This window comes from Sphingomonas sp. Leaf231 (assembly GCF_001421995.1).
In the GTDB taxonomy this organism is placed as follows: domain Bacteria; phylum Pseudomonadota; class Alphaproteobacteria; order Sphingomonadales; family Sphingomonadaceae; genus Sphingomonas.
The window spans coordinates 689,979-708,476 of sequence record NZ_LMLS01000002.1; the positions used below are offsets into that span (position 1 = coordinate 689,979).

Annotated in this window: 19 protein-coding genes and 1 tRNA gene; 16 read left to right on the forward strand and 4 right to left on the reverse strand. The window is 66.2% G+C overall.

Translation table 11 applies throughout. From position 1 onward, the window contains the following. The first annotated feature begins 16 nt into the window (after positions 1 to 16). The 10 genes from ASE95_RS09510 to ASE95_RS09555 all read left to right on the forward strand — a co-directional run bounded on the left by ASE95_RS09510 (position 17) and on the right by ASE95_RS09555 (position 10,150). Positions 17 to 628, forward strand: coding sequence for an NADH-quinone oxidoreductase subunit J (locus tag ASE95_RS09510; RefSeq protein ID WP_056634958.1), 612 nt, complete (start codon positions 17 to 19; stop codon positions 626 to 628). 8 nt (positions 629 to 636) lie between these two features. Continuing rightward, positions 637 to 951 carry an NADH-quinone oxidoreductase subunit NuoK gene (nuoK, locus tag ASE95_RS09515; RefSeq protein ID WP_056636125.1) on the forward strand — a complete coding sequence of 105 codons (315 nt, stop codon included), beginning with the start codon at positions 637 to 639 and terminating at the stop codon, positions 949 to 951. 6 nt (positions 952 to 957) lie between these two features. Then, a complete protein-coding gene (gene nuoL / locus ASE95_RS09520) occupies positions 958 to 3,066 on the forward strand; it encodes an NADH-quinone oxidoreductase subunit L (protein ID WP_056634960.1) in 2,109 nt (702 codons plus the stop codon). Between the two features lie 16 nt (positions 3,067 to 3,082). After that, positions 3,083 to 4,636, forward strand: coding sequence for an NADH-quinone oxidoreductase subunit M (locus ASE95_RS09525; RefSeq protein WP_056634963.1), 1,554 nt, complete (start codon positions 3,083 to 3,085; stop codon positions 4,634 to 4,636). Beyond that, positions 4,636 to 6,096, forward strand: coding sequence for an NADH-quinone oxidoreductase subunit NuoN (gene nuoN / locus ASE95_RS09530; protein ID WP_056634966.1), 1,461 nt, complete (start codon positions 4,636 to 4,638; stop codon positions 6,094 to 6,096). The genes ASE95_RS09525 and nuoN overlap by 1 nt, the downstream gene beginning before the upstream one ends. 19 nt (positions 6,097 to 6,115) lie before the next feature. Further along, positions 6,116 to 6,820 (forward strand): biotin--[acetyl-CoA-carboxylase] ligase, encoded by a 705-nt coding sequence (locus ASE95_RS09535; protein ID WP_082450031.1) that lies wholly within the window; start codon positions 6,116 to 6,118, stop codon positions 6,818 to 6,820. Between the two features lie 11 nt (positions 6,821 to 6,831). Then, positions 6,832 to 7,620, forward strand: coding sequence for a type III pantothenate kinase (locus ASE95_RS09540; RefSeq protein WP_056634968.1), 789 nt, complete (start codon positions 6,832 to 6,834; stop codon positions 7,618 to 7,620). 86 nt (positions 7,621 to 7,706) lie between these two features. Then, positions 7,707 to 9,347 (forward strand): ribonuclease J, encoded by a 1,641-nt coding sequence (locus ASE95_RS09545; RefSeq protein ID WP_056634970.1) that lies wholly within the window; start codon positions 7,707 to 7,709, stop codon positions 9,345 to 9,347. Positions 9,348 to 9,413: 66 nt separating this feature from the next. Further along, positions 9,414 to 9,692, forward strand: a complete 279-nt coding sequence (locus tag ASE95_RS09550) for a DUF1467 family protein (RefSeq protein ID WP_056634972.1) — start codon at positions 9,414 to 9,416, stop codon at positions 9,690 to 9,692. A gap of 44 nt (positions 9,693 to 9,736) precedes the next feature. Further along, the gene (locus tag ASE95_RS09555; RefSeq protein WP_056636131.1) at positions 9,737 to 10,150 is read left to right on the forward strand and encodes a DUF983 domain-containing protein; all 414 of its coding nucleotides are present in this window, start codon (positions 9,737 to 9,739) and stop codon (positions 10,148 to 10,150) included. Between the two features lie 28 nt (positions 10,151 to 10,178). On the opposite strand, the gene ASE95_RS09560 is transcribed toward ASE95_RS09555, so the two are convergent. The 4 genes from ASE95_RS09560 to yajC form a co-directional block, all read right to left on the reverse strand. Further along, entirely contained in the window at positions 10,179 to 10,565 is a 387-nt protein-coding gene (locus tag ASE95_RS09560) for an Mth938-like domain-containing protein (protein ID WP_056636134.1), read from the reverse strand. A 19-nt stretch (positions 10,566 to 10,584) separates the two neighbouring features. Next, positions 10,585 to 11,553: a protein translocase subunit SecF gene (secF, locus tag ASE95_RS09565; protein WP_056636137.1), complete on the reverse strand. Its 969-nt coding sequence runs from the start codon at positions 11,551 to 11,553 to the stop codon at positions 10,585 to 10,587. Between the two features lie 70 nt (positions 11,554 to 11,623). Continuing rightward, entirely contained in the window at positions 11,624 to 13,225 is a 1,602-nt protein-coding gene (gene secD / locus ASE95_RS09570) for a protein translocase subunit SecD (RefSeq protein WP_056634974.1), read from the reverse strand. Between the two features lies 1 nt (position 13,226). Further along, positions 13,227 to 13,565 (reverse strand): preprotein translocase subunit YajC, encoded by a 339-nt coding sequence (gene yajC / locus ASE95_RS09575; RefSeq protein ID WP_056634977.1) that lies wholly within the window; start codon positions 13,563 to 13,565, stop codon positions 13,227 to 13,229. A gap of 167 nt (positions 13,566 to 13,732) precedes the next feature. Between yajC and ASE95_RS09580 the strand changes: the two genes are divergently transcribed. The 6 genes from ASE95_RS09580 (at position 13,733) to ASE95_RS09605 (ending at position 18,255) form a co-directional block, all read left to right on the forward strand. Beyond that, positions 13,733 to 13,809 (forward strand) — tRNA-Pro (locus ASE95_RS09580). 254 nt (positions 13,810 to 14,063) lie between these two features. Continuing rightward, positions 14,064 to 14,771, forward strand: a complete 708-nt coding sequence (locus tag ASE95_RS09585; protein ID WP_056634979.1) for a Crp/Fnr family transcriptional regulator — start codon at positions 14,064 to 14,066, stop codon at positions 14,769 to 14,771. Between the two features lie 3 nt (positions 14,772 to 14,774). Next, positions 14,775 to 15,230, forward strand: coding sequence for a hypothetical protein (locus tag ASE95_RS09590; RefSeq protein WP_056634981.1), 456 nt, complete (start codon positions 14,775 to 14,777; stop codon positions 15,228 to 15,230). A 24-nt stretch (positions 15,231 to 15,254) separates the two neighbouring features. Continuing rightward, the gene (panB, locus tag ASE95_RS09595) at positions 15,255 to 16,133 is read left to right on the forward strand and encodes a 3-methyl-2-oxobutanoate hydroxymethyltransferase (protein ID WP_056634986.1); all 879 of its coding nucleotides are present in this window, start codon (positions 15,255 to 15,257) and stop codon (positions 16,131 to 16,133) included. Between the two features lie 68 nt (positions 16,134 to 16,201). Then, complete coding sequence (locus ASE95_RS09600; protein ID WP_056634989.1) at positions 16,202 to 16,933, forward strand: tetratricopeptide repeat protein; 732 nt, start codon at positions 16,202 to 16,204, stop codon at positions 16,931 to 16,933. Further along, entirely contained in the window at positions 16,930 to 18,255 is a 1,326-nt protein-coding gene (locus ASE95_RS09605; protein ID WP_056634991.1) for a PQQ-like beta-propeller repeat protein, read from the forward strand. Before ASE95_RS09600 ends, ASE95_RS09605 begins: the two co-directional genes overlap by 4 nt. The last annotated feature ends 243 nt before the right edge of the window (positions 18,256 to 18,498 follow it).

Here is an 18,498-nt window from a genome sequence, read left to right on the forward strand (position 1 = left end):
GTGCGGGGAAGGCGCTATGATCCAGGCCATCGCCTTTTATCTGTTCGCCGCCATCGTGCTGGTTTCCGGTGCGATGACGATCTCGTCGCGCAACCCGGTCCATTCGGTGCTGTGGCTCATCCTCGCCTTCTTCAACGCGGCCGGACTGATGGTGCTGGTCGGCGCCGAGTTCATCGCGATGCTGCTGGTGATCGTCTATGTCGGCGCGGTCGCGGTGCTGTTCCTGTTCGTGGTCATGATGCTCGACATCGACTTCACCGAATTGCGTGCCGGCTTCGTGCGCTATTTCGGGATTGGCCTGGTGCTGGCCGTCGCACTCGTCGCCGAGATCCTCATCGGCGTGGGGGCGTGGAGCGCCGGCGGGATCGACCTCGCGCGTCGCGCGGCACCCACCGACCATGTCGTGCCGAACATCGTTCAGATCGGTAACCTGCTCTACACGCGTTACCTGTTCATCTTCGAGGGCGCTGGCCTGGTCCTGCTGGTGGCGATGATCGGTGCGATCGTGCTGACCCACCGTGAGCGTTCGGGTTCGCGGTATCAGAACATCTCGCGCCAGAATGCGCGCCGTCCGCAGGACGCGACACGCAACGTGCGGCCGGAGATCGGGCAAGGGGTTCAGCTGTGAACGCGGCGATGTCCGGAGGCGTCGGCCTCGTCCATTACCTCGTCGTGGCGGCGCTGCTGTTTACGATGGGCGTGCTGGGGATCTTCCTCAACCGCAAGAACATCATCGTCATCCTGATGGCCATCGAGTTGATCCTGCTGGCGGTGAACATCAACCTCGTCGCCTTCTCCGCGGCGTTGCAGGATCTGGTCGGACAGGTCTTTGCGATGTTCGTGCTGACCGTCGCTGCCGGCGAGGCGGCGATCGGGCTGGCGATCCTCGTCATCTTCTTCCGCGGCCGTGGGTCGATCTCGGTCGACGACCCCAGCCGGATGAAGGGATAAGTACCGGTGCACTCGATCCTCTTCATCGTTTTCCTGCCGCTGCTCGCGGCGATCATCGCCGGTTTCGCCAACAAGTCGTTCGGCGAGACGCTGCCCAAGGCACTGACGACCGGCGCGCTGTTCGTGTCGTGCGCGCTGTCGTGGCCGGTGTTCATCGGCTTCCTTGCCGGCACCAGCGAGGCGACCGTCACACCGGTGCTGCACTTCATGACGTCGGGCACGTTCGACGTGTCCTGGGCGCTGCGCGTCGATGCACTGACGGCGGTCATGCTGGTCGTCATCACCAGCGTCTCGGCGCTCGTCCATCTCTATAGCTGGGGCTATATGAGCGAGGATCCGGATCAGCCGCGCTTCTTCGCCTATCTGTCGCTGTTCACCTTCGCGATGCTGATGCTGGTGACCGCCGACAATCTGATCCAGATGTTCTTCGGCTGGGAAGGCGTCGGTCTCGCCAGCTATCTGCTGATCGGTTTCTGGTTCCGCAAGCCGTCGGCCAATGCGGCGGCGATGAAGGCGTTCGTCGTCAATCGCGTCGGCGATCTGGGCTTCATGCTCGGCATCTTCGGCACGTATCTGGTGTTCGATACCGTCTCCATCCCGGCGATCCTCGCTTCGGCACCGTCGATGGGCGGCTCGACGATCGGTTTCCTGTGGTTCCGCGCCGACACGATGACCGTGTTGTGTCTGCTGCTGTTCGTCGGCGCGATGGGCAAGTCCGCGCAGCTTGGGCTGCACACGTGGTTGCCCGACGCGATGGAAGGCCCGACCCCGGTGTCGGCGTTGATCCACGCCGCGACGATGGTAACCGCGGGCGTGTTCATGGTGTGCCGCCTGTCGCCGATGTTCGAGATGTCGCCGACCGCGATGGGCTTCGTCACCTTCATTGGCGCGGCGACCTGTCTGTTCGCAGCCACCGTCGGGACGACGCAGACCGATATCAAGCGCGTGATCGCCTATTCGACCTGCTCGCAGCTCGGTTACATGTTCTTCGCAGCCGGCGTCGGTGCCTATGGCGCGGCGATGTTCCACCTGTTCACGCACGCCTTCTTCAAGGCGTTGCTGTTCTTGGGCGCCGGTTCGGTGATCCATGCGATGCACCACGAACAGGACATGCGCTTCTACGGTGGTCTGCGTAAGGCGATCCCGATCACCTTCTGGGGCATGCTGCTGGGTACGCTGGCGATCACCGGCGTCGGTATCTACGGTATCGGTGGGTTCGCAGGCTATCACTCGAAGGATGCGATCATCGAAGTGGCCTGGGCCGGCGGCGCGCCCGTCGCGTCGATGGTCGGGGTGTTCGCGGCGCTGCTGACGAGCTTCTATTCATGGCGGCTGATGTTCCTCACCTTCTGGGGTGAGCCGCGCTGGGCCGCTTCCGAGCATATCCAGCACGCGCTGCACGACGCGCACGGTCACGGCCATGAAGACAGTCACCGCCATGACGCTGTGCATGACCATGACGATGCGCATCACCCGACGCCCGCGGCCGAGGATGCCGGCCATGCGCCGCACGTCGAATCGCGTGGCTTCAACGAGATGCCCAGGGGCACCGGCGGGTATCATCCGCACGAAAGCCCGTTGGCCATGCTGATCCCGTTGATCGTGCTGTCGGTCGGCGCCGTGGCCGCCGGGTTCGTGTTCCATCGCTGGTTCATCGAGCCGGAGAGCGCCGGAGCATTCTGGAAGGGCGCGTTGTTCTTCAACGAGCATCTGATGCATGCCATGCACGAAGTGCCACTGCCGGTGCAGCTGTCCGCGACGATCGCGATGCTGACCGGGTTGCTGATCGCGTACATGACCTACATCCGGTCGCCGGATGCGCCTGCGAAGTTCGCGGACACGTTCCAGCCGCTGTACAGGTTCCTGTTGCGGAAGTGGTATTTCGATGAACTGTACCACTTTCTGTTCGTCCGACCCGCTTTCGCGATCGGCCGCCTGCTGTGGCACCGTGGCGACGAGGGGACCATCGACCGCTTCGGGCCGAACGGCTCGGCGTGGCTGGTGCAGGTGGGAAGCCGCGTCGCCGTCCGCCTCCAGACCGGATATGTCTATACCTATGCTTTCGTCATGCTGATCGGGCTTACCGCCGCGGTCACGTGGGCGATCGCTGGCTGAGCGGGGGAGAAGGAAAATGTCGTTCCCGATCCTTTCGTTGATGCTCGCGATCCCTGCGATCGCCGCCGTCGCGTGCCTGTTCCTCTCTCCATCGGCCGCGCGGATGACCGCGCTGGTCGCCACGTTGCTAGATCTCGCGCTCGGCGTCGTGCTGTGGACCAGCTATGACGTCGGGGGCGCGCAATGGCAGTTCGTCGAGTATGCACCGCTGTTCGGCCGGTTCGGCTGGGCGCTGGGTATCGACGGTTACGCGTTGCTGCTGATCGTGCTGTCGGTGTTCCTGATGCCGATCTGCATCGGTGCCAGCTGGCAGGCGGTGCAGAAGCGCGTGCCCGAGTATATGTCGGCCTTCCTGTTCACCGAAGTGCTGATGATCGGCACGTTCGCAGCGCAGGATCTGTTCCTCTTCTACATCTTCTTCGAAGCCGGCCTGATTCCGATGTTCCTGATCATCGGTATCTGGGGCGGGGCGAATCGTATCTACGCGTCGTACAAGTTCTTCCTGTACACCCTGCTCGGCTCGCTGCTGATGTTCATCGCGATGCTCTACATGAGCATCACCGCCGGCACGACCAGCATCCCGGTGCTGCTGAACTACGACTTCCCGGCCGATGTGCAGACATGGCTGTGGCTGGCGTTCTTCGCTTCGTTCGCGGTCAAGATGCCGATGTGGCCGGTCCACACCTGGCTGCCCGATGCGCACGTGCAGGCACCGACCGCCGGGTCGGTCATCCTGGCCGGCGTTTTGCTGAAGCTGGGTGGTTATGGCTTCCTGCGCTTCAGCCTGCCGATGTTTCCGGAAGCGTCCGCCAGCCTCGTCTGGCTGGTCTTCGGCCTGAGCGCGGTGGCGGTGGTCTACACCAGCCTCGTCGCGCTGGTGCAGTCCGACATGAAGAAGCTGATCGCCTATTCATCGGTGGCGCACATGGCGATCGTCACGATCGGCCTGTTCGCCTTCAACGCCCAGGGGATCGAGGGCGCGATGATGGTGATGCTGGGTCACGGCCTCGTATCCGGTGCGCTGTTCCTATGCGTCGGCGTGATCTACGACCGGCTGCACACGCGTGAGATCAGCCGTTATGGCGGGCTGGCGAACAACATGCCGCGCTATGCGATCCTGTTCCTGCTGTTCACGATGGCGTCGGTCGGCTTGCCGGGCACCAGCAACTTCGTCGGCGAATTGCTGAGCCTGATGGGAACGTATCAGGTTTCCACCACGATCGCGCTGGTGTGCACCACGGGGATCATCCTGGGCGCGGCGTACATGCTGTACCTTTATCGCCGGGTGGTGTTCGGCGAGATCAAGTCGGAAGAGGTTCGCGCGATGTCCGATCTGACCCCGCGCGAATTGTGGCTGCTGGTCCCGATCGCCGCGGCGGTGCTGTGGATGGGTATCTATCCGGAAAGTTTCCTGGCGCCGATGCGCAAGGACACGCAGATCCTGCTGGCCCGTATCGACCGCGCTCGCCCGGCTGGTGACTCGCTTCCGACGAAGGGCACCGGGATCGTCCCGGCGGCCCATGCCGAAACAACGACGCATGCAGCGACAGCGCATGGGAGCGCGCACTGATGGATTACGCCGCCAACCTCGCGATGACCCTGCCCGAGCTGGTGCTGGCAGTCGGCGCGATCGCGCTGATGCTGGTGTCGGCCTGGGGCGGCCCGTCATCGACCAAAGCGGTGTCATGGGCCGGGGTCGCGGTGCTGGCCGGCGCGATGATCGCGTTGACCGGCCCGGCGTCCAGCGGGGGCAGTGCGTTCTACGGCCTGTACCGCGCCGATGCGTTCGCCGCGTTTGCCAAGGTGCTGATCTACGTGGCGTCGGCGATCGCGATCATGATCGCACCCGACTTCTTCCGCCGGACCGTGGGCGCGGATCTGCGCCCGGAATATCCGGTGCTGATCCTGCTGTCCGCCTGTGGCATGGGGATGATGGTGTCGGCCGCCGACATGCTGACGCTGTATGTCGGTCTCGAATTGCTCAGCCTGTCGAGCTATGTGCTGGCGAGCTTCATGCGACAGGATGCCCGATCGGCCGAGGCCGGCCTGAAGTATTTCGTGCTGGGCGCGCTGGCGAGCGGTATCCTGTTGTACGGGATCAGCCTGGTTTATGGCTTCACCGGATCGACGCTGTTCGACGAGGTTGCAGGTGCGTTCGCCTCGACGCCGCTGACCGGCGATGCGCGATCGCTGGGTCTGCTGTTCGGGCTGGTGTTCGTGTTTGCGGGGATCGCGTTCAAGATTTCCGCGGTGCCGTTCCACATGTGGACCCCGGATGTGTACGAAGGTGCACCGACGCCGGTGACGGCGTTCTTCGCGTCCGCGCCGAAGGTAGCCGGCATTGCGCTGGGCGTGCGCGTCGCGATCGAGGCGATGGGCCCGGCGGAGGGGCAATGGCGGCAGATCGTGATATTCGCGGCGCTGGCGTCGATCCTGCTGGGCGCGGTCGCCGCGATCGGACAGCAGAACATCAAGCGCCTGCTCGCTTATTCGTCGATCAACAACGTCGGCTTCGCGCTGATCGGTCTGGCGGCCGGCACGCCCGAGGGTGTGGCCTCGGTGCTCAGCTACATGGCGATCTACGTCGTCATGACGGTGGGCAGCTTCGCGGTCGTGCTGCAGATGCGCGACGCGGACGGGCAGCCGGTCGAGACGATTGACAGCCTTGCGGGACTGTCGCGGACGCGGCCGGCCCTGGCCGCGGCGTTGGCGACGTTCATGTTATCGCTCGCGGGCCTTCCGCCGCTGTTCGGCTTCTACGCCAAGTTCGCGGTGTTCTATGCCGCGGTCGAGGCGGGCTTGTTCCCGCTGGCGGTGGTCGGCGTGGTGTTCAGCGTGATCGGGGCCTATTATTATCTCCGGCTGGTCAAGACGATGTACTTCGACGAACCGGCCGCGGCGTTCGGTCCCGGCGACAGGCTGGAAGGTGGAGTGATCGCGGTCGCGGCGGTCATCGTCTCGCCGCTCGGTTATCTGGCGATTCCAGCGTTGTCGGCGTGGACGCTCGCCGCCGCGGGCAGCCTTTTCTGAGGCACCGGCGCTGGCACGCATCCTAACGGTACCGGCGACCGGTTCGACCAACGTGGACCTGCTGGCCCTGGCCGGCAACAGCGAGGTCGGGGAAGGCGTCTGGCTTCGTGCCGAACAGCAGACAGCCGGACGTGGCCGTCAGGGACGGGCGTGGCAGTCGCCGTGGGGCAATCTGTACGCCAGCACGATCGTGGAGGTGTCGCCGCACGATCCGCTCGCCCCGGGGCTGGCGCTGGTGGCGGCGGTGGCGCTGGAGGAGGCGGTCGGCGCGGTTCTGCCCGACGCGACGTGGCTGCGGCTGAAGTGGCCGAACGACCTGCTGCTCGATGGCGCGAAGCTATCCGGCATCCTGCTGGAACGAGCGGGCGCGCATGTGGTCATCGGGATCGGCGTCAACGTCGTGGACCATCCGGCGCTGGATGATCGCGCAACCACCAGCCTGCATGCCGCGGGCGCGATCGTCGACGCCGCGACTTTACTCGACGATCTTGCCGATCGGTTCGCGGCGTGGCTGGCGCGGTGGCGCTCGGGTGGTATCGCACCGGTCGCGTCGCGCTGGGCGGAGCGCGCCCATCCGCAAGGTACGGTGCTCGACGTGCGCCTTCCGGACGGGCTGAGCGTCCGGGGACGATTTCTCGGCCTTGATGACGGCGGGGCGTTGCTGCTGGGGTTGGCCGATGGCACGCGGCGTGTCATCCATGCCGGCGACGTGTTTCTGGTGTGAGGGGAGGGGAGATGCTGCTCGCCGTCGACGCCGGCAACACCAATATCGTCTTCGCTCTGGTCGAACCGACCACGCGGGAGATACGGGCGCGATGGCGCATCGCCACCGATCCACGCCGCACCGCTGACGAATATGCGGTGTGGCTCAGCCAGTTGTTGGCGCTGGAAGGATACACACGCGACGATGTCGGCGCGGTGATCGTGGCCACAGTCGTGCCGCGCGCGCTCCACAATCTTGAGGTGCTGGCCTCCAAATATTTCCGCACCCAGGCGTTGGTGGCGGGTCGCGAACCGGTGGAATGGCAATTGCCCGTCGACGTCGACGAGCCACGCAGCCTTGGTGCGGACCGCGCGGTGAACACGATCGCGGCGCACGCGCTGCATGCGGGTGACCTGATCGTGGTCGATTTCGGCACGGCGACCACGTTCGACCATTCGGATTTCGACGGCGCGTACAAGGGCGGGATCATCGCGCCCGGCATCAACCTGTCGCTCGATGCGCTGGTGATGGCCGCCGCCAAGCTGCCGCGGATCGCGATCGAGGCGCCTGCCAACGACAGCGTCATCGGCCGCAACACGGTCGACCAGATGAATATCGGCATCTACTGGGGCTATATCGCGATGATCGAAGGGCTGGTGGTGCGCATGCGGCGCGAGATCGGCCGTCCGGTCAAGGTCATCGCCACCGGCGGGCTCGCCACATTGTTCGAACGACATACCGACGCCTTCGACGCGATCGAACCTGACCTGACGATCCAGGGACTGGCGATCATGTATGAACGCGCCCATATCAACGGATGAACGCCACGCCGGCGCGCGCATTCGTTTCCCCATGCCTGTCGCAGATTGCGCGGCCAGGCGGCGATGCCGGTGCTTGAAGGATTAGAATGACACCGAAGAATAACGAGCTACTTTTCTGCGCGCTGGGCGGGTCGGGCGAAATCGGTATGAACGTCACGCTGTACGGCCATGCCGGCAAGTGGCTGATGGTCGATTGCGGCGTGACCTTTGCCGACGCGCATTACCCGGGGATCGACGTGATCCTGCCGGATCTGCGCTTCATTGAGGAGCGGATCGATGATCTGGTCGGAATCGTCCTGACCCATGGGCACGAGGATCACATCGGCGCGCTGCCGTACCTTGCCGAGGACCTCGGCGTGCCGATCTACGCGACGCCGTTCACCGCCGGGCTAGTGCGTGGCAAGCTGGAAGAGGAGCGGATCGAGGACCGCGTCAAGATCCGGCTGGTGCAGGCGCGCAAGTCGTTCAAGGTCGGCCCGTTCGAGGTCGAGGTCGTGCCGCTGTCGCACTCGATCCCCGAAGCCAATGCGCTGGTGATCGCGACACCGGCAGGCAAGGTGTTCCACACCGGCGACTGGAAGCTCGATCCCACGCCGGTGATCGGACAGCCGTCCTCGCCGGAGGAACTGGCCGAGATCGGTGCCGAGGGCATCGACGTGCTGGTGTGCGACTCGACCAACGTCTTCAACAGCGAGGCATCGGGCAGCGAAGCCAGCGTCCGCATCGGCCTCGCCGAAAGCGTCGCGCGTGCGCGGGGTCGCGTGGTGGTGACCACCTTCGCGTCCAACGCCGCGCGCCTCCATACGCTCGGCAAGGTCGCGGAGGAGACCGGCCGGCGGCTGTGCGTCACCGGGCGTTCGCTGGACCGGATCATCCGCGTGGCGAAGGCGACCGGCTATCTCAAGGACTTCCCGCAGACGATCGACGTCGACGCCGCGATGCGCCTGCCGCGCAACAAGGTGCTGATCGTCGCAACGGGCGGGCAGGGCGAGGAGCGCGCCGCGCTGGCACGGATCGCCGCGGGCAGCCACCCGGTGGCGCTCGACATGGGCGATATGGTGATCTTCTCGTCCAAGCAGATCCCCGGCAACGAGGTCGCGATCGGGCGCATCCAGAACCAGCTTGCCGCAAAGGGCGTCGAGATGGTGACCGAGAAGCAGGCGCATGTGCATGTTTCCGGGCACCCCGGTCGGCCGGAACTGGCGCAGATGTACGGCTGGATCAAGCCGACGTCGCTGGTACCCGTGCACGGCGAGATGCGGCACATGATGGAGCACGCCCGATACGGCCTGTCGCAGGGTATCCCGAACGCACTGGTGCAGAGCGACGGCGATCTGGTGCGGCTGGCGCCGGGCGCGCCGAAGAAGATCGGCAACGTGCCGGTCGGGCGACTGGTGCTGGACGGCGACGTGATCCTGCCCGCCGATGGCAGCACGATCAACGAGCGCCGCCGTATCGCCATCCACGGGCAGGTGTCGGTGGGTATCGCGGTCGACCGCAACGGTCGCGCCGGTGGAACGCCGGAAGTGCGCGTGCAGGGCGTACCGGTCGAGGACGAGCGTGATCCGTTCCTGATCGAGGCGGCCGAGGCGGCGGCGGAGGCGATGGCGGGCCGCCCGCGTGACCGCGAGCGGCTGCGCGAGGACGTGCGGATGGCGGTGCGCAAGGTGGCGACGCGGTGGACCGGCAAGAAGCCGATCGTCGATGTCGTGATCGTGCAGGTCTGAGCGGGACGTGATGCCGATCGCCGGCCCGCACCATGATCGTATCGTCGTGCGCGGAGCGCGCTGACGATGCGGTGGACCTCGCTGCTGGCGATCTACATTCTGTTCTGGGCCTTCTCGGTCTTTCTGGTGCTGCCGTTCGGGGTGCGCACGTCCGCCGAAGCGGGCGAGGCGCATTTTCCCGGCAGCGCCGAGAGCGCCCCGCACGAATTTTCGCTACGCAAGGTGCTCGTTCGCACCACGATCGTCGCGACGGCCTTGTTCGCGCTGTTCGTCGCCAATTACGAGTTCGGCTGGGTGACGACGCAATCGCTCGACTATGTCGATGTCACCAACGTGGTCGAGTGACGTATATCGTGGCAATCGATCAGCGAAGAGCGCAAGCATAGATGATGACCGACGCGCCCGATCCTCGCCTGACCGACGCCACTGGCCACGCCTGGCCGCGGCTGTCGCCACTGGGCACCGGGGTGCGCGGGCGCTGTCCACGATGCGGGCAGGGGCCACTGTTCCGCGGCTTCCTGACCATCCGCGATCATTGTCCGGTATGCGGGCTCGACTATTCCTACGCCGATCCGGCCGATGGCCCTGCGGTCTTCGTGCAATTGTTCGCGTGCCTCCCGGGCGTCGTCTTCACGCTGATGCTGCAGATCCTCGCCAGCCCGCCGTGGTGGGTGCACGGGCTGGTCAGCGTGCCAGTGCTGCTGATCAGCACGGTGTTGCCGCTACGCCCGATCAAGGGCTGGCTGGTGGCGAGCCAATTCTACTTCAAGGCGCGCGAAGGGCGGCTGGTCCGCGACGAGTAGGTGTTGGCGCGGCGCGGGAGTGCGGCGCTCAGCTTTCGAGCGGGTAGAGCGCGGCCACGATCGGACGTCCCTCGGCGCGTAACACGCCCCAGGCGCGGGCGGCGGCACGACTGTCCATCGGCTCGATCCCGATCTGGCGTGCCTCCAGTGCCGTCACCAATGCGCGGGGCGGCCGTCGCAGCGTGGCTCCGGTGCCGAGCAGAACGAACTCGATCGGCTCGTGCAGCAGTGGTGCCAGGGCGGTCTCGTCGAGCGCCTCCAGCAGGGGAGGCGTCCAGCCGTCGGCGCGCGTCGCGGTCAGCAGCAGCGCGGGATAGATGCCCATCGTGCCGTCGGCGGCGTCGACCTTGAAACCGGTCGGGCCGAAGCCTCGCACCAGCGGACCAGCGGCGTCGCGCTCCCGATCTATCCTCATCGCGTCGCTTCCCAACGGGTCAGGAGCGCGGTCCGACGCGCTCGGCATTGTCGATGGTGCTGCGCACCGGCTTCTCGCTCTCGGGCTCTGCGCGCAGGCCAAGGGTGATGAGCAGCGAGGACGACACGTAGATCGACGAATAGGTCCCGACGATGATGCCCAGCGTCATTGCGGCAGTGAAGCCGCGCAGCACGTGTCCGCCGAGGAACAGCAGCGCGCCGAGCGCAAGCAGGATCGTCAGCGAGGTCATAACGGTGCGCGGCAGCGTCTCGTTGACCGACAGGTTGATGATCTCGCGCATTTCCATCTTGCGATAGCGGCGCATGTTCTCGCGGATGCGATCGTCGATGACGATCTTGTCGTTGATCGAATAGCCGATGATGGTCAGCACAGCAGCGACGATGTTCAGGTCGAACTCGAACTGGGTCAGCGCGAAGAAGCCGAGCGTCATCAGCAAGTCGTGCACGATCGCCACGATCGTCGACACGCCGAATTGCCATTCGAACCGGAAGATCGCGAACAGGCCGATGCCGAGCACGGCCAGCACCACGGCGAGGATACCGTTGCGGATCAATTCGCCCGAGACCTTGCCCGACACGGTCGAGTAGCGACGGAATTCAGTGCCGGGGAACGCCTTGGCCAGCGCGCCCTCGACCTTGCGGACCGCGGTGTTGGTCGCCCCTTCATCGCCGCCCTGCTGAACCGGCAGGCGAATGGTGATGTTGCGCTTGTCGCCGAACGGCTGGAGTGCCGCCTCGCCGACGCCTTGCGCATCGACGACCTCGCGCACGCGGCCGAGATCGGGTTCCTGCGCGAACCGCTCCTCGATCATCAGGCCGCCTTCGAAATCGACGCCGAAGTTCAGGCCCTTGTAGAACGTCAGCCCGACGGCAAGCACGCTGAGCAGCAGCGTCAAGCCGAACGCCCAGCCGCGCAGGCGTACGAAATCGATATTGGTGTCGTCGGGGACGAGCTTGAGCAGTTTCATAGGTCGCTTCCAAAACGCGCCATCCCGGTGCCGGGAATTGCCGACGTCCGCCGGCATGACGGTTGGTGTGTCATATGTTGATCGTCTTCGGCTTGGTGCGGCGCAGCCAGCCCGCGACCAGCATGCGCGTGAAGGTGACGGCGGTGAACACGCTGGTGGCGATGCCGATCAGCAAAACGACCGCGAACCCCTTTACCGGGCCGGAGCCGAGCACGAACATGATGATCCCCGAAATCGCGTGCGTCACGTTCGCCTCGAAGATCGTGCGGCTGGCCTCCTTATAGCCCAGCTCCACCGCCTGCACCACGTTGCGTCCACGATGCCGCTCCTCGCGGATGCGCTCGTTAATAAGCACGTTGGCGTCGACGGCGGTGCCGATCGTCAGCACGAATCCCGCGATGCCCGGCAGCGTCAGCGTGCCGTTGATGAGCGCCATGACGCCCAGGATCACGAACACGTTGATGACGACTGCCAGGTTCGCATAGACGCCGAACCGGCCATAAGTGACCAGCATGAACGCGACGACCAGCGCCACCGCGACCGCGGAGGCGAGGATGCCGGCCCGGATCGAATCGGCACCGAGATCCGGGCCGACGGTCGACTCCTCGACGATCTTCAGGTCGACCGGCAGCTTGCCCGAGCGTAGCGCGATCGCGAGCTGGTTCGCGCTTTCGACCGTGAAGCCGCCGCTGATCGAGGCCCGGCCGCCCATGATCGGTTCGTTGATGTTGGGGGCGGAGATGACGGCGTTGTCGATGATGATCGCAAACGGCTTGCCGACGTTTTCCTGCGTGGCGCGCGCGAAGCGGCGACCGCCCTGGCTGTCGAAGGTGATCGCCACCTGCGGCGCATTGGTCTGCGGCTCGAACTCCTGACGCGCATCGCTCAGCATGTCGCCGGTGATGATCGTCTGGCGCTTCACCGCGATCAACGGAATGCCCGAGGGATTGTTGGGGTAGGGCAGGATCTGGTCGCCGGCCGGTGCCTGGCCCTTGGCCAGTGCCTGCGGATCGGCGTTCAGATCGACCAGCTTGAATTCGAGCTTGGCCGTCTTGCCGAGCAGGTCCTTCAGCGCCTGCGGATCCTGAAGCCCGGGCACCTGCACCACGATGCGGTTGCTGCCCTGACGGACGATGGTCGGCTCGCGCGTGCCCATTTCATCGATGCGCCGGCGTACAACCTCGGTCGCGTCGCCCATCGCAGTCTCGATCGCCTGCGTCAGGCCGGCGGCGGTGGGGGTGAGGACGAAGCGGCTGGTATCCACGACCTGGATGTCCCACTGCCGCTGCCCGGTCATCCCGGCACCGGTGCCGGTGATCTGGAGCAGGCGTTCGCGTGCGGCGTCGACCTGCGCAGGGTTGCGCAGCAGGAAGGACAATTGACCGCCGCGGCCGGAGATCTCGCCGATCTCGATCCGCGGGTTCTGGCGGCGCATCTCGGTCTGCACCTGCTCGCGCATCGCCTCGACCCGCGCGGTGGCGACGTCGTTGGTATCCGCCTCCAGCAGCAGGTAACTGCCGCCGGCGAGGTCCAGCCCCTTGTTGACGCGCGGCACGTGGAAGCCCCAGCCGTTCGTCAAGCGCTCGGGAAGGAACGTCGGGATCGACAGCGATACCAGCACCGCGAGCAGCAGCCAGATGCTCACGACCTTCCAGCGGGGAAAGTCCAGCATGTCAGTCGTTCGCCGGCTTGCCGCCCAGCGGAGTGATTTCCGCCAGCGTCGCCTTCACCACACGCACACGCGTATTCGGCGCGATCTCGACCTCGATGAAGGCGTCCTCTACCTTCGTGACCTTGCCGACCAGTCCGCCGGCGGTCACGACCGAGTCGCCCTTCTTCACCCCGGCGACCGCCGCCTGCAACGCCTTCATCCGGCTTTGTTGCGGGCGAATCATCAGGAAATAGAAAACGACGAAGACAAGGAGCAGCGGCGCGAGGCTGATGAAGCCGGCAAGGCCGCCACCCTGGGCGGCGCCGCTGGCGGTCTGCGCATAAGCGGGAGAGATAAGCATCGGTTTCCGTGCATGACCGTTGGGCGGCCGGGATACGGCCGCGCGAAGCCGCAGCCGCTATCATCGCGGCGCGGCGCGCGCAACACGCCTGCGGTCGCGTGACCGCAGGCGTGGCGTCCTACCCGCTTGCATCGCGCCGCGACCGGGCGTAGAGGCGCCCCCTCGGTCGGGGCGTAGCGCAGCCTGGTAGCGCATCACACTGGGGGTGTGGGGGTCGCAGGTTCGAATCCTGTCGCCCCGACCAAGAGTTACAATCAGGAAAAATCCCTCCGGTCCCGTACTTTAACCTGTTATAGTACGGGTTCGGGAACGATGTGGTGTGACCCTGCGAAGCGCGAGCGCCTTCGCAGAGGCAAGATGCCCGTTTCCCGAAGAGGGGGAAGGGATGGCACCAGCCGCCGACTTCAACATTGCAGGCCGTGCGGCGCCACCGCGCCCGTCGTCATGACGCGGGCGGTACCGTCCTCCGCGCCGATCGATGATGGTGCGTCAAGACGCGTGACCATCGCCGCCGGCGATCCGGTGCGTCATCGCCTCGACCTGCTATCCCCCGGACTAGCCGAAGCCATCGGCATCCGGACACGGCGATTCGCGGCGCGGACCGTGCGCGCGCGGCGCGAAATCGTCCATGGCGGGGAGTGGCCGGTGGGGGTGGTGGCTTTGCGATCGGGGTGGGCCGCATATGTCCGACATTTCGTCGACGGCCGGCGGCAGATCCAGCATCTGTTCCTGCCCGGCGACCCGATCGTGCTCGACCGCCGGTCGCCCTATCCCGCGACGATCGTCGCGCTGAGCACCGCGACGTTGATCGACCTGGACGGCCTGCGCACGCCCGATCCCGCAGTGTTCGACGACGCGCTGCGACGTCACGCGACGCTGACCCTCCACCACCTGCTGGATGCCACCGCCCGGCTGGGACGCCAGTCGGCGATCGAGCGGTTCGCGCAACTGTTGCTGGAGGTGCGCGGGCGGTTGCTGCCGGTGGGGCTGGTGAGCGAGCAGTCGTTCCAGATGCCGCTGACGCAGGAGATGCTCGCCGACCTGCTGGGGCTGACCAGCGTCCACGTCAACCGCACGCTGCAGGCGATGCGCCAGCAGGAGCTGATCGCGCTGATCGGCCGCGAGGTGACGCTGTTGCAGCCCGACGAACTGGCGCGGATGGCCGATTACCAGTCGCCGCCGTCGCCCGACGCGGCTACGCATTGAGCGATGAACAAGGATCGGATCGGCATCGGCATACGGGCGGGGCGCGGACCGTGGTGGTACCGCATCGTGACGGGCGTGCTGCTGTTGTGGGGCGCGCTGGGCGTGTGGGCATGCGTGTCGCAGCTGACGCAGGGCGCGGCGGCGATGGGCGCGGCAAGCGACTATGATCGTGCACTTTTCGATGGGCTGCCGTGGTGGTACCGGCTCGACTACGCGATCGCGACCGGCACGATGCTGCTGGGCGCGATCGCACTGATGCTGCGGTCGCGCCATGCCGTGCCGCTGCTGACGGTGTCGCTGGTCGCGGTGATGATCCAGTTCGGCTGGATGTTCGCGATGACGGACATCATCGCGGTCAAGGGCCCGTTCGTGCTGTATTTTCCGCTGCTGATCCTCGCCATCGGCGCGCTGGCGTTGCAACTGGCGCACCTTGCGCGTCGACGCGGGTGGATCGTTTGAACGCACTGGCGTAGCACTGCCACCATGTCCACGACCTTCACGATCGATGCGGCGACCAGCCGCGCCACCCCCGTCTCCGCACCGATGAAGCGATTGACCGTGCCCGCTATTCGCGCTCGCAAGGCCGCGATCGCAGCCGGCACCGGCGCGCCGCTGGTCATGCTGACCGCGTATACGGTGCGCATGGCGCAGCTGATGGACGCGCATTGCGACATGCTGCTGGTCGGCGATAGCCTGGGGCAGGTCATCTACGGTTTGCCGTCGACGGTGCCCGTCACGCTGGAGATGATGGCGGCGCACGGCGCGGCGGTGGTGCGGGGCAGCCATCATGCCACCGTGGTGGTCGACATGCCGTTCGGCAGTTACGAAGCATCACCCGCACAGGCCTTTGAAAATGCTGCGCTGTTGATGAAGCAGACCGGTGCCGCGGCGCTGAAGCTGGAGGGCGGGACGGCGATGGCGTCGACCATCGCCTTCCTGGTCGAGCGAGGTATCCCTATTGTCGGACATATAGGTTTGACGCCACAGGCGGTAAACGCGTTGGGTGGCTATGGCGCGCGCGGACGCAGCGCGGACGAAGCGCAGAAAATCGTCGCGGATGCGCACGCGGTGGCAGGCGCGGGCGCGTTTGCGCTGGTGATCGAGGGGGTGGTGGAGCCCGTCGCGGCGGCGATCACCGACGCGGTCGCGATCCCGACGATCGGGATCGGCGCTTCGGCACGTTGCGACGGTCAGGTGCTGGTCGCCGAGGACATGCTGGGCCTGTTCGAGCGGACGCCGCGCTTCGTGAAGCGATATGGCGACATGGCGGCGTTCGTGGCGGAGCGGGCGGAGCGATTCGCCGGCGAGGTGCGCGACCGGAGCTTTCCCGGCGCGGAGCAACTGTACGCGCCGCGGGATTGAGCGGCCCTTTCGTTTCGTCGGGCGAGCGGCTACACGCCAGTCGTTTTCCGTATAGCCCGGAGTATTCGGTGGCCCTGACGCCGCAAAACAATGAAGCGTTCCTGCGCGAGGTCGACGACGAGCTGCGTCGCGACCAGGCGATCCACGTGTGGCGGCGCTATGGCGTGGCGATGATCGCGGGCGTCGTCGTCGCGTTGATCGCGCTGGCGGCGGTCCTGTTCTGGCAACATCGCCGCGAACAGGCCGCCGGGCGCGAGGGCGAGCAATTGCAGATCGCCTATGACGCGCTGGCGTCGAACGACACCAGGGCGGCGGCGGAGCCGCTGGCTGCACTGACGCAGTCGGGCCGCGACGGATACCGGGTGCTGGCGATCTTCACCCAGGCCGACATCCTGTTGCAGAAGAACGACCTGAAGGGTGCCGCCGCCAAGTTCGCGGGCGTGGCGCAGGATTCGTCGGTGGCGCAGCCGTTCCGCGATCTTGCGACGATCCGTCAGACCAGCGCCGAGTTCGATGCGGTGAAGCCCGAAGTGGTCGTGGAGCGGATGCGTCCGCTGGCGGTGTCGGGCAACCCGTGGCTGGGCAGCGCGGGCGAGTTGATGGCGGCCGCATACCTGCAACAGGGCCGCCGCGATCTGGCCGGACAGGTGTTCGCGCGGATCGCCGCCGACCAGCAGGTGCCGGGCTCGATACGTCAACGCGCGGTTCAGATGGCGGGCGTATTGGATGACAAGACCGCCGGCACGACGCCCGGCGCGAAGGCCGCTTCGGCCGGCAACAAAGGTGTGACGACGCGATGACGACACGGGTGGCGACCGGCCTGGCGCTCGCCGCGCTGGTGGGATTGAGCGGCTGCGGCATCTTCAAGGGTTCGCCCAAGAAGACGCCGACGATCGGCCAGCGAGTGCCGATCCTGATGTCCGAGAATCAGGCGACGGTCGACAAGGGACTGGAGAACGTGCCGGTGACCTTGCCGGTGGGCGTCGCCAACGATGCCTGGTCGCAACCGGGCGGCAATGCCGCCAAGTCGATGGGCCATCTGCTGATCGCGTCCGCCACGCCGGCCAAGGTGTGGACCGCGCAGATCAACGGCGGCAGCAACCGCGCGCGGCTGGCCGCCGGGCCGGTGATCGCCGAGAACAAGCTGTTCGCGGTCGACGTCGATGCCACGCTCCACGCCTTCGCCGCCGATACCGGCGCCAAGCTGTGGACGCGTGCGCTGCCCGAGAACGACGAGAATCGCTCCGCGCGGTTCGGCGGCGGGGTGAGCTATGACGAGGGGAAGCTGTACAGCACCGACGGGCTGGGCGATGTCGTCGCGGTGAACGCCGCCGATGGCAGCATCGTGTGGCGCGCCAAGCCGGGCGGGCCGTTGCGCGGTGCGCCCACGGTGGCCAACGGGCAGGTCTATGTCCTGAGCCAGGACAATCAGATCTTCGCGCTGGGGCAGGCCGACGGCAAGGTCGTGTGGACGCAATCGGCAAGTCTGGAAACGCAGGGCGTGTTCGGCGTCGCGGCGCCGGCGGCCAGTTCCGGTACGGTGGTCGCAGGCTTTTCGAGCGGCGAGCTGAACGCCTATCGCTACGAGAATGGGCGGACGTTGTGGCAGGATGCGTTGTCGCGCACCTCGATCACGACGTCGGTGTCGAGCCTGGCGGACATCGACGCCGATCCGGTGATCGAGGACGGCCGTGCTTACGCGGTCGGGCAGGGCGGCCGGATGGTCGCGCTGGAGATCGCCACCGGGCAGCGGATGTGGGAGCAGAACCTCGCCAGCATCTCGACCCCCTGGGTGGCGGGCGAGTGGATTTTCGTGGTGACCGACGATGCGCGGCTGGTGTGCCTGTCGCGCGCCAACGGCAAGCTGCGCTGGGTCAGCCAGCTGCGCGCGTTCAAGAACGAGGAAAAGCGCAGCGACCCGTATAACTGGTTCGGCCCGGTGCTGGCCGGCGACCGGCTGTGGATGACCAATTCGCGCGGCGAGATGGTCAGCGCCTCCGCGATCGACGGCAGCGTCCAGACGACGATCGAGGCGGGCAGCGAATTCTCGCTGGGACCGATCGTGGCCAACCAGACGCTGTACACGCTGGACGAAAAGGGCGTCATCACCGCCTGGCGGTGACGCGCCGGTCATTCCTTCTCCGCCGCCGGACGGGTCTTCGCTTTCCCGTGGCGGGGTGAGGGGCGTATATCCGCCCGGCGTCCCAAGCGGCGGTCGCGGCGGGTGGCGTCGACGCGGCGGACGTCGCGCCCCGCGCCGACGGAGATCGCCGCAACCTGCACGACGGGCAGGCGATCCGGCGTTGGATCGTGTATCCCGTCATCCCCTTCGCCGGGGCGACGGCGTGTGTGCACTATCGCCCTT